8 protein-coding genes are annotated in these 12,022 nt (G+C 31.4%); 2 read left to right on the forward strand and 6 right to left on the reverse strand.

Annotated features, from left to right (window positions below):
• Positions 1-359: 359 nt before the first annotated feature.
• On the reverse strand, positions 360-3,656 hold the full coding sequence (locus JL193_RS05325) for a zinc-dependent metalloprotease (RefSeq protein ID WP_207972810.1): 3,297 nt from the start codon (positions 3,654-3,656) through the stop codon (positions 360-362).
• Between the two features lie 72 nt (positions 3,657-3,728).
• On the opposite strand from JL193_RS05325, the gene lipB reads away from it, so the two are divergent.
• Complete coding sequence (gene lipB, locus JL193_RS05330) at positions 3,729-4,430, forward strand: lipoyl(octanoyl) transferase LipB (protein WP_207972811.1); 702 nt, start codon at positions 3,729-3,731, stop codon at positions 4,428-4,430.
• A gap of 127 nt (positions 4,431-4,557) precedes the next feature.
• Here the strand turns inward: lipB and JL193_RS05335 are convergent, their stop codons facing one another.
• From JL193_RS05335 to rnhB, 3 genes are all read right to left on the reverse strand, one after another.
• On the reverse strand, positions 4,558-5,610 hold the full coding sequence (locus tag JL193_RS05335; RefSeq protein WP_207972812.1) for a nucleoid-associated protein: 1,053 nt from the start codon (positions 5,608-5,610) through the stop codon (positions 4,558-4,560).
• 215 nt (positions 5,611-5,825) lie between these two features.
• Positions 5,826-6,692, reverse strand: a complete 867-nt coding sequence (locus JL193_RS05340) for a hypothetical protein (RefSeq protein WP_207972813.1) — start codon at positions 6,690-6,692, stop codon at positions 5,826-5,828.
• 198 nt (positions 6,693-6,890) lie between these two features.
• Positions 6,891-7,490, reverse strand: coding sequence for a ribonuclease HII (rnhB, locus tag JL193_RS05345; RefSeq protein WP_207972814.1), 600 nt, complete (start codon positions 7,488-7,490; stop codon positions 6,891-6,893).
• A gap of 125 nt (positions 7,491-7,615) precedes the next feature.
• Between rnhB and JL193_RS05350 the strand changes: the two genes are divergently transcribed.
• Positions 7,616-9,586 carry a putative porin gene (locus tag JL193_RS05350; RefSeq protein WP_207972815.1) on the forward strand — a complete coding sequence of 657 codons (1,971 nt, stop codon included), beginning with the start codon at positions 7,616-7,618 and terminating at the stop codon, positions 9,584-9,586.
• 313 nt (positions 9,587-9,899) lie between these two features.
• On the opposite strand, the gene JL193_RS05360 is transcribed toward JL193_RS05350, so the two are convergent.
• Together JL193_RS05360 and JL193_RS17385 are read right to left on the reverse strand one after the other, a co-directional pair.
• Positions 9,900-10,628: a phosphatase PAP2 family protein gene (locus JL193_RS05360; protein WP_207972816.1), complete on the reverse strand. Its 729-nt coding sequence runs from the start codon at positions 10,626-10,628 to the stop codon at positions 9,900-9,902.
• A gap of 45 nt (positions 10,629-10,673) precedes the next feature.
• On the reverse strand, positions 10,674-10,796 hold the full coding sequence (locus JL193_RS17385; RefSeq protein WP_302849917.1) for a hypothetical protein: 123 nt from the start codon (positions 10,794-10,796) through the stop codon (positions 10,674-10,676).
• Positions 10,797-12,022: the final 1,226 nt, after the last annotated feature.

Below are 12,022 nucleotides of genomic sequence, written 5' to 3' on the forward strand. Positions count from 1 at the left end.
TGTCATTTCGACTGTAATTTTGTCATTTCGACTGTAATGGAGAAATCTTATTTATTGAATTTCAGTATTTTGTATTTTCCGATAACTTCGTTAGTTACTTTCAATCAAAATATGTTTTGATTTTAGTAATGCTCAAAATGACCGTTAAATTTACTTTTGTGACAGCCTCTTTTTTTATGATTTTTTTTACAACTTGTACCAGTTATTGTTTAAAATTACTAGAAAAAAAATTGATGATTTTTTTCTTTATATAAAGAAGAAAACGAAAGCATATCCTTAGTTAGCTACGGTTTTTTTTATTCTGAAATAGAAAGAAAAAAAAGGCGATTTATTACAGGATTTTCAAATGGTAAATGGTATTACCTAAGTATTAATTTTTTAGTGGTGTACTTAGAGCCGTTCGTAATTTTTAGCAAATACAATCCTTTAGAAACGTTTTCAAACGAGAGTTTTTCAGAAAATCTATTGGTGGTGATATTGTTAAAGTTCTTCTGATCTATTAAACGCCCCCTAACATCAATTAATTGAACAGAAACCTGATTAGAATCTTCGATATTAAACTTTAAACTAACAACACCAGTAGATGGATTTGGATATAAGTTAAATTCTTTAAACACATCGTTAGGAATCGAACCAACACCATCTATAATAATTGTATAATCTTCTACTTCTCCATCTGCTCCCATTTCACAAGAATTTGGGCTTCCATCTCCTGTATATTTTGTAGAAACTCGCATAATAGTACTTCCTAAATTTGCATCCGAAGGCACAGTAATCGACAAAGGACTTAATGATGTCTCGCCGTTTGTACTTGAGGTTGTGGTACCTAAATCGTATTGTTCTCCAGGATCTGTAAAATCGCAATTTTGGTTCCAATCTATCCAAACCAAGGTTTGGGTTGTATATTCTCCTTCAGAATCGTCTGCTGTATTGGTATTTACTGTTAAATCGTAAGAAGAATTAACTTCTACAGTAGTAGCCATTGCTGTAAAATCGCTATAACCAGCTGTTTTTACAGGAGTAGAATTATTTATTGTATTAAATTTTACCAAGGTTGTACTTGTATCAAATTCAGTACTTGCTACAGAAGTACAAACTAAACACAATTCTGTTTTAAAACTAAAGGCATTCGAAAAAGCGCCTTCTCCACAACTATTTTTTGGTTTTACTCTCCAATAATAAGTAGTATTTGAAATTAAATTATTAGGTTTAAATGTATTTTTTGGAGTATTTGCACTCGCTACAATGTTCGAAAAATCGCTGTCTGTTGCAATCTCAATATCGTATGTGACTGCGTTTTGGTCTAAAACCCAGCTTAGTTCTTGAGAAACTGGCACCTCAGTTGCACCATTAGAAGGAGTCTCCAAGGTTACTGCATTAAAATCTGCTTTTGTTACTACTAATTGAACCTCTAAATCTTGTGTAACCGTGTTTGTAGAAGCCACTACATTGATGGTATAAGGTTGGGCTGTTTTTCCATTTAAATTAGAAACCGTCATCGTTACTTTTCCATCTGAATTTATGGAAGCCGGACTAAAAGAAACATTTGCTCCAGAAGGTTGCCCAATAGTTGTAAAAGTTACATTTTCTGAAAAACCATTCACAAAATCTAAATCTAAATTGTAAACAGCATTGTTTCCTCCAGAATTACAAACAAATTGAGTACCACCACTTTCATCGGTAAATAAAAATGTAGGTATGATAGAATTAATTGTGAAATTCGATGCGTTTACATTGTAAAAAATATTATCTGCGGCTTCTACCATAATTCTTGCTAGTGATGTTGGGTTGTTAGGAACTGTAACCTCTTCTGAACCATCGTTAGGTGTATTACTTTTTAAAGTAATAGGAAAAGTTACCCCTCCATCTATAGATAATTTAATATTTACATTTGCACAATTAATTGGAGCTACATCTGTAGTTCCTTTATTCCAAGTGATCGTTTGTGTAGATCCTGTATCCCACACAACAGCTGTATTTGGTGCAGAAACTGTAAATGCTTCTGCATCTGTTACTGTAACTTTCATATCGTCTCTTGCACTGCTTCCTCCTCCAGAATTTTGATCTCTTACTACCAAAGAAAAATTTAATTCTCTAGCTACAGACGGAACTACTTCCCAAGTAGATTGCGTACTTCCAGAAAGTACTGTTGGCAAAGCAGGCATATATCTATTGGGCGATAAAGACAATGGCAAAGACCTAAAAACGGCACCACCTGTACTTGTAGCTGATGGCGGAATTGAAAAACCAACATCGTTATCTATTTGTTCCCAACTATAAAGTAGTGTTGTTCCTGCATCTACATCTGTACCTGTTCCTTTTAAAACAAATGGAGTAGATTTTGGTATGGAATAATCGAACCCAGCATTTGCACTTGGGGCTGTATTTCCTGTTGGCGTTTGCGCTGCACAATTGCCTGTTGTGGTAATAATGTTCCACATTTCGTCTATGCTTACTGAGTGAAAATGATCGTCGCTATCGTTTTGAATATTTTGCGGAGCGCAAATTCCTGCATAGCCCATAATTGTAGTACCACTTCCTGGCTCTACAGCTGTAGGATTGTTTCTATTTCCAGAGCAACTAGAAGCTGTTCCATTAAATGTATGATGTGCACCAAATTGATGCCCAAATTCATGTGCTACAAAATCAATATCGAATTCGTCGCCAAACGGTTGCGCAATTCCTGTAACTCCAGAGGCTTTTTGACCTGTTATACAAACAACTCCAGCTCCTGCAAAACCACCAGCTGCAGTACTAAAAGTATGCCCAATATCGTAATTTCCGTTTCCTATTTCACTATCACAAATTGCCTGACTCTCATCTATCAATTCATTTGTACTATCATTTGTTAAATTGTCTGTATCTGCATCTAAAAATATAATGGCATCGTTATTTGCTACAATTTCCATTCTTACAGACAAATCTCTTTCAAAAACACCATTTACCCTAGTAAGAGTTGTATTCATTGCAGATAAAACTGCTGCTTTTTTTGCTTGTTCTGTTTCGGCTGGAGAAATTCCCAAACGATTTAAATGAAATTGTGCATATTCTCCAGTACAAACAAGTGCTAATCTATAAGTTCTTAATAAACCATCGTTTGCATTTTTAGATTGAAAAGAGGGTACATCTTTATTGAATTCTTTTACTTGACATGTAAAATCTTTTGCTTCTTTTATTAAGTCTTTTCTATTGTAAGCAATTAGCTTTTTATGGTCTTTTGTGTAAGAATCTACATAAAAAGTATTTTTGCCTGGTTCGTAAATAGAAAAATGATATCCATCTACACCTTTAGAAAATTTCATCTTAATCGAAGAATTATCTACTTGAACACCAGAATACGATACAATATTGCTATATTTTGAAGCCAATTCTTTATTAAAATTAGAGGTTTCTTCTATATAAAACTTCTTTAATCCGTTTCTTGTTGGTACTTCAATAGTTTCTTTTTTAGAACTTTTTACTGTTTTTATTTTCTTGTTAAAACTTTCTGTTTTTAATGAGTAAAGTTGATATTCTTTAGGCATATCATTTCTAACCATTACATTTTTCTCAGATATTTCTCCTACACTGTCTGGTATTTTCTTCCATTGTTCTTCTTGTGCTAAAAAAGCAATGGAAGAAAAACAAAATAGAAGTATTAAGCTAATTTTTTTCATCAAGTAATTCTATTATTCTGTTACTTATGTAGCCTCAAATATAATCAATTATTTATCTTTGTGGTCGTAATTATGAACAGAAATATACTTTTAAAAGATCTCAAAAGAAAAGACTACAAGGAAGCTTGGGATTATCAAACAAAACTGCTTCAAGAAATTGTAGATCTTAAAATAAATAATCGAAGAAAAAATCTTGCCTTAGCTACAAAAAATCACTTTCTTTTTGTGGAACATCCACACGTTTATACTTTAGGGAAAAGTGGCGATTTAAGTAATTTGTTATTGAATGAAAAACAGCTTGAAGAAAAAGGAGCTACTTTTTATAAAATTAACAGAGGTGGCGATATTACTTACCATGGGCCTGGACAGGTAGTTGGTTACCCAATTTTAGATCTCGAAAATTTTTTTACAGACATTCATAAATACCTTCGTTTACTAGAAGAAACCATTATTTTAACCATTGCAGAATATGGTTTAAAAGGAGAACGAAGTGATGGCGAAACTGGGGTGTGGCTAGATGTTGGTACACCTTTTGCTCGTAAAATTTGTGCGATGGGCATACGTTCTTCTCGCTGGGTAACTATGCATGGTTTTGCATTAAATGTAAATACCAATTTAGGTTATTTCGATAATATTATTCCTTGTGGAATTCGCGGAAAATCGGTAGCTTCGATGGAAGCAGAACTAGGTAAAAAAATAGATGTAGAAGAAGTAAAAGAAAAAATCTTAAAGCATTTTAAAAATCTTTTTGAGGTAGAAGAGTTTGTGGTTTAGAGAACTACACATAATTCGCAGACAGTTTGTTGAGTTTTAACCCTAGTTTTAGACCTACAAGGTTTTTGAAACCTTGCAGGATAAATGCAGGATGAACAGCTTACAGGCTAAAGGCTAAAGCAGAAATCTACTTCTCTTCGTTAAAATATACTTTATAATATTTCATTTTCTTTTCTTCATCATAACCTCTTTCTAAATATTCTGAAGCTGCTTCTGGAGCATCTACATCTAATTTAATATTGATGTTTGTATCGAGTTTAATTTCTGTTTTTAGTTTGCTTTTTTCTTTCTTTAATACAACTCCAGAAACATCGAAATTATTACGAATTAAAACATCATTTAAGTTTTCGAAATGTTTTTTGTACTCGTCGAATTTTTCTTTGTGTTTTTCGTCTTCGAAAACTTCGTCTTTAAAATCGTGATAATCTACCGTTTCATGCTCTTTAAAATAATCGACTGTATTTGCTAAGAAGTTTCCTTGTTGTTGCATGCCCAACTCTGGCTTAATTACTTCTTCAGAAAACTCTTTACACATCTCTAAATAACTCTGTGTATGCGAATTATAATCGTCTGCCAATTTTACACTTAAAAAATTCTTAATCCAATATTGTGCATCGTAATTGTTATTATCTACAGAAAAAACAACAGTTCCTTCTGTGTCTGAGGCATTTAAAATTAAGCAACCTTTGTCTATTTTTTTTGTTGAAATTCCTTTTTGAACTACAACATCAAAACTTTCATTATCATCTAAATACGTTTGAAAGAAATCTACTTTATTTTCGATTTTAAAAATACCAACCGCTTCTGTTAAAATATCTTTATACTCTATGCCTTCTATAAAAACCACAATTACATCTCCGGTTTTTATTTGTGCCGAATTCGATTGCTCGAATAAATGGTTTACCATATTTTTAGAATTTTCTACAAAAGAAGTTTCTTCTTTAAATATTTCTGAAGCGTAGTTATTTAACTCATTTAAACGCACATCTGCATGATGCGTAAAACGATAACTTTGTGTTAAACTGCCAAATGGTTTTAGTAGAAAATTTTTCATTAAATCGTAACTTTCTTGGTCGAAACGAATTAAATCATCAGAAAAAACATTCTGGCCACTGTTAAATTTATTGGCAACTTTATGAAGAATACATTTGGTTATTTCTGCGCGTGTTTTTTTAATCATCTTGTAAAATTAAGGGCGTAAAAATAGTTGAAGTTTTTTTAATAAACGAATGAGTTTTTAAAATTATAATACCAATTACTAATCTAGTATATGAAAAGTAGCAGATTTAAAAGTGTAATTTTTTCAATTAAAAACAAAAACAGTAGTTAAATGCAAATTTTGTACTTTGCACTTAACTACTATTTTTATACACTGCTTATTGCAACCAACTGTTATTATTCTATTCCAAATATTTGTTTTAATAGATTTAGGCCTGTGTCTATGGCGCCATCATGATCTCCTCCATTAGAAAGAATCACATTGGCATTCTTTCCTTTTAAAAATTGAATTTCTTGGACAGAAAGTGGTCCTACTTGTTCGTCTCTGTTGCCATATATATAGGTAATTTTTGACAAATCGCTTATACTACTTAGTCTGTCTGTGTAACGATTATATCCTAAACCCGCAGCTAATCTCGCCATATTTCTTTCCTCTGCATCAGATCCATCTCCCAATGAATTAATGGTATAATTACCATTATTATCGTAAATATACTGTGTATATTTTCCTTGACTAAATGGTTGCCAAGTGCCTTCATCGATATCAAGACGTCCAACCATAATAAGATAGCCATCTGCAACATCAATACCATGTGTCGCAATTAATTCTTGCGTCATAAAAGCACCAAATGAAATGCCAAGCACATAAACCGTTTTTCCTTTCTGGTTTTTAAAAAAATCAACAACACGTTTCAAATTAACTACACTTTGCAAATCGTATTGCTTTGCTTGTTCGAAAGTAATATCTGAACTTGTGAATTTTGCAGGATTTTTTGTTTGTTCTTGATGAACATTCACATATAACGCTGATTGGGTTCCTGTTCCTGTTATAAGTTCATCTAATAGTTCATCTTCAAGTTGAGTAATGGGACCTCCTTGAGTATTAACGACTACAATGTCTGCTTCTAAATTCCCATGGAAGGTAGCAATCTCTGAAATTTGATCGAATGCATTAGGTGTAATATCTTCATCTTTATTACAAGAGGAAAAAGCGATGAATAAAAAGGCACAAATAATCAGATTGAAATGGTTTGTTTTTTTCATTTTTATTTAAGATTTAAAATTATTTCCCTAGTAACTCATGCATATGAGTATTATTGCACCAAATTTGTTAAAAAAGTTTATAAATAGTTTTAGCCTTGATTAAAGTGGCATCCTTTTTTTGTTTTTCTAAAAAAAAGATAACCTTTTCGACTTTGCTGAAGATAAATTCCAAGTAGAAAATAACTCCTAAAAATAATTTTAGAGTTTTAGCTTTAACTGTTCTGGCAGTAGTTTAAACGTTTTTCTGTGATAATTTGTCGAGCCAAATTTGCGAATTGCATTTCTATGTTCTTTGGTTGGGTAACCTTTGTTTCTTGCCCAATTGTACATTGGAAATTCTTGATGAATTTTAGCCATATATTCGTCTCTATATGTTTTTGCTAAGACAGAAGCTGCTGCAATACTTAGGTATTTCGAATCGCCTTTTACAATGGTTTCGTGTGGAATGTTTTTATAGTTTTTAAATTTGTTACCATCTACAATTATAAATTCTGGCGTAATTTTTAAAGCTTCTATAGAGCGATGCATTCCTGTAATGGAAGCTTGTAGTACATTAATTTTATCTACTTCTTGTTGCCAAACGAAAGAAACCCCAAAAGCTAGGGCATTTTCTTCAATAAAAATTCTTACTTCGTCTCTCTTTTTTTTAGATAATTGTTTCGAATCGTTTAAAAAAGGATGTGAAAAATATTCTGGTAAAATTACTGCAGCTGCAACAACTGGACCACACAAACAGCCTCTACCAGCCTCGTCTGTTCCTGCTTCTAAAGAAAAACCACTGTAATTTAATTGTAACATTTTACAAAGAAAAGAAATCTTTCTCTTTAAATTTTAATCACACAAAATAATTAACAGTTTTCCAAGTAATTATTGGCTATTATTTTCGTTTTATTATTTTACATTTGTTGCTGCACATTTTATGTATGAATAAACAAGTATTTTTCTTTTTTATAAGTATTCTTTTATCTACGAATGTCCTTTTTTCTCAAAGAAATTTAGGAACAAATTTGCGTTTTGGACAAAACGAAAGTGGTTCTTTTACAAGTAGAGATTCGTTAAACACCGGAGAAATTAATGTTACACTTTCTGGAAAAACAAAATATACAGATTATAAAGTTTTTTCTCACAAAAGAGACACCACTTATATAGATACTACTTTAAATATTAAAAAAGAATACAGGTTTAATTTTTTAAGAAAAGATCTTTTCGAGTTTTTGCCTTTTCATAACCAAGGGCAAACTTTAAATAATTTAGGCTATAATTTTAATGCGATAAATAGGCTGCCAGACATTGGTTTTACAGCAAAACAAGTTAGTTATTTAGAGGTCGAAGATATTAAGTATTACGAAGTTCCTACACCAACTTCAGAAATTTTATACAGAACTGGTTTAGAACAAGGGCAGGTTTTAGATGCTTTATTTACCTTAAATTTTTCTAAAAGATTAAATGTTTCTCTCTCTTACAAAGGCATTCGTTCTTTAGGAGCTTACAGGCGAGCTTTGGTTAGTAATGGTAATTTTAGAGGTACTTTTCATTATAGAACGAAAAAAAATCAATATCAAATTCGAGGTCATTTAACTACGCAAGATTTCTTTCATCAAGAAAATGGAGGTTTAACTCCAAGTGCTTTAGAAAACTTTAAAAACGAAGATCCTAATTTTGAAACTAGAGCGCGTTTAGATGTAAATTTAAACGGAACAGAAACTCAATTCGATGGAAATAGAGTGTATTTAGAGCATAGTTACAAATTACTCGCCAGCAAAGACACCATTAATAACAAAGATTTTAGCAATTTAAAAATTGGGCATATTTTTAATAACGAAAATAAAACGTACGATTTTATTCAATCAACACTTACACCAGACTTTTTTGGAACATCAAACTCTTCTCTGCCCAGAAATTCGAAGGTTGCAAATAAAATTACCAATAACGAATTAAATCTAGAATTCAACTCTAAATACGTTTTAGGAAAGTTTAAAGCCAAAACAAATATTACCCATTATTCTTATAGTTACGATACCATTTTAAACAGTAAAAGTAATATTGATAAATTAAAATTAGAAGGAAAAGCCATCTCTTTTGGAGCCGATTGGAATGCCAAAATTAAAAACTTTCAACTAAATGCAGATGCTTCTATAACACCGGGTTCTGGACGACTTTCTGGCAATTATTTAAAAGGTGAAGCTGTATATGCAAAAGACAGTGTTTTTAGTGCAAAAGGTACTTTATTAATTAGTTCTAAATCGCCAAATTTTAATACGCTTTTACACCAAAGCGAATACGACAATTACAATTGGCAAAACGATAATTTTAGTAATGTAAATACTAGAGATTTAGGTTTTAACTTTGCTTCTAAATGGTTAAATGCTTCTTTAAATTTTACCAATATCGATAATTACACCTATTTTGATGAAGATAGCCAACCTAAACAATTTTCTGGACAAATTACTTACTTAAAAGTAAAAGCCAGTCGTGAGTTTACCTACAAGAAATTTGCTTTGAACAATACGTTAATGTATCAAAATGTTAGTAGTGGAAGCTCTGTTTTTAGAGTTCCCGAATTTGTAACGAGAAACACTTTGTATTATGCTGATTATTGGTTTAAAGGAAAGCCAATGTTGGTAAATATTGGAATTACCTTTAAGTACTTTACAAAATATAATGCAAATACTTACGACCCTTTATTATCGGAATTTAAAATACAGAATAACGAGCAAATAGGTTTTCCAACGTTCGATGTTTTCTTTAATGCGCAAGTACGAAGAACTCGTTTGTACCTTAAAATAGACAATGCAACTTCGAGTTTTTCTAAAAAGAACTATTTTTCTGCACCCAATTACCCTTATAGAGATTTTGTAATTCGTTTTGGCTTGGTTTGGAATTGGTTTATATAACCACAATGTGGCAGAAAGCACAAAAGTTTTATATATGAAAAATCAATTAAAAAACAACTGGAAACTTTTCCTTTTGGCAAGCTTAACTTTGGGTTTAGCACCTTTAATCCGCCACATATTTGGGGTAAAATCCAATGGCTTTTAGGCGGAAATGCTTTTTCTCCAGAAAAAGGAATGAAATTCGCAGATTGGTTTGATGTTTTACTACATGGAACTCCTTGGATTTTATTGCTAATTTCAGTTATTTTAAACCTCTTTTCAACCAATATAAAAAAGTAAAATTTCTTTTTATTGATATATGTTTGACTTAAAATTACGTTTTAGAATCTGTTTTAAATACTTTTAAAAGATTCAATAATAAAATGCAGAAAATTACCCAAACAAAACCAGCTATAAATCCTCCTAAAATATCTGAAGGAAAATGCACGCCTAAATAAATTCTACTAATTCCAATACTTAAAATTAGAGTTGCTAAAAGTGTAATTAAAATGAATTTAAATACTTTTTTAATCTTAAATGTAGTAATTAAATAGATTAAAAAACCATAAAAAGCCATGGCTGTCATGGCATGGCCACTTGGATAGCTTAATGTTTCTACGGTTACCAAATGCTCTAATGTGGGTCTGGCTCTGTTTACAATTTGCTTTAAAATTAGGTTTGAAGTTAAGGTTAAAAATAATACAAAAACCAACTGCCCAATATATTTCAATCTTTTAAAAACGAAGTAAAAAATTAGGGAACATAAAGTAAAAACAACCAAATACCCTAATGCATCTCCAACTTCTGTTACAAACGTAAAGTAATTAGTTAAAGAAGGGTTTCTAAAAGAAATAATATACTCGGTAATCTTTGTATCAAACGTTCCTAAAACATCTGTATGAATATTTTCGGTAAGTTCCACAAAGATTTTTATTCCAGAAATAACAACAATTAAAGTGATTAAAACTGTAATTGCATAAGGCAATTTCTCGTTGTATTTTGGAAATTTTTTCGATAAGAATTCTCGAGATTTATTAATAATAAGTTTTATCTCTTTTTGCATAATTTAATAAGAATGAAAGATGAATCAAGAAATTGAAAAATATTACTATAAATCCTTTTGCATCATTGGTAAAAAACGACCTACTATTGTACTTTCTTTTTCATCAACTTTATAAAACCCTTGTGAATTATAAAAAGATACTGCATTTGGGTCTGCTAATAAAATCATTTTTTTTGAGTAAAGACCTTGCTTTTTCAAAGGAATGTGTTAATAATTACTTTCCAATTCCTTGGTTTACAAAGTTAGGCAACACAAATAGCATTTCTAACGCTATCGAATTTTCTTTTGGCTGTTTTAAAAAGTAGAATCCTACTATTTTAGTATCAATCATAAATTTAAAAACTTAGGCACTCAAAAAACAGAGAGTTGCAAGAAATTTGCTTCTTCAACAAATTTATAATGTTGCAAACACCTCTCGAAACAATTTGTAAAATCTATTTCTTTGTTTTTCTTCACACAGTTTGTCACGCTGGAAGCGTCTTTTCTACAAGAGCGCGCTAGGTTGCGTGAGATCCTTTTCAGGAGGACAAACTGTGTGGAATAAGTTCGACGGAAAAATAATTTAAAAACTTAGGCACTCAAAAAACAGAGAGCTGTATGGAATTTACTTCTTCAACAAATTTATAATGTTGCAAACGCCTCACGAAACAATTTGTAAAATCTATTTTTTTGTTTTTTCTTCACACAGTTTGTCACGCTGGAAGCGTCTTTTCTACAAGAGTGCGCTAGGTTGCGTGAAATCTTTTCAGGAGGACAAACTGTGTGGAATAAGTTCGACGGAAAAATAATTTAAAAACATAGGCACTCAAAAAACAGAGAGTTGTATGGAATTTGCTTCTTCAACAAATTTATAATGTTACAAACACCTCACGAAACAATTTGTAAAATCTATTTTTTTGTTTTTTCTTCACACAGTTTGTCACGCTGGAAGCGTCTTTTCTACAAAAGCGCGCTAGGTTGCGTGAGATCTTTTCAGGAGGACAAACTGTGTGGAATAAGTTCGACGGAAAAATAATTTAAAAACTTAGGCACTCAAAAAACAGAGAGCTGTATGAAATTTACTTCTTCAACAAATTTATAATGTTACAAACACCTCACGAAACAATTTGTAAAATCTATTTTTTTTGTTTTTCTTCACACAGTTTGTCACGCTGGAAACGTCTTTTCTACAAGAGTGCGCTAGGTTGCGTGAAATCTTTTCAGGAGGACAAACTGTGTGGAATAAGTTCGACGGAAAAATAATTTAAAAACATAGGCACTCAAAAAACAGATAGTTGTATGGAATTTGCTTCTTCAACAAATTTATAATGTTACAAACACCTCACGAAACAATTTGTATAATCTATTTTTTTATTTTTCTTCACACAGTTTGTCACGCTGGAAGCGTCTTTTCT

The organism is Polaribacter batillariae (assembly GCF_017498485.1).
Lineage (GTDB): Bacteria > Bacteroidota > Bacteroidia > Flavobacteriales > Flavobacteriaceae > Polaribacter > Polaribacter batillariae.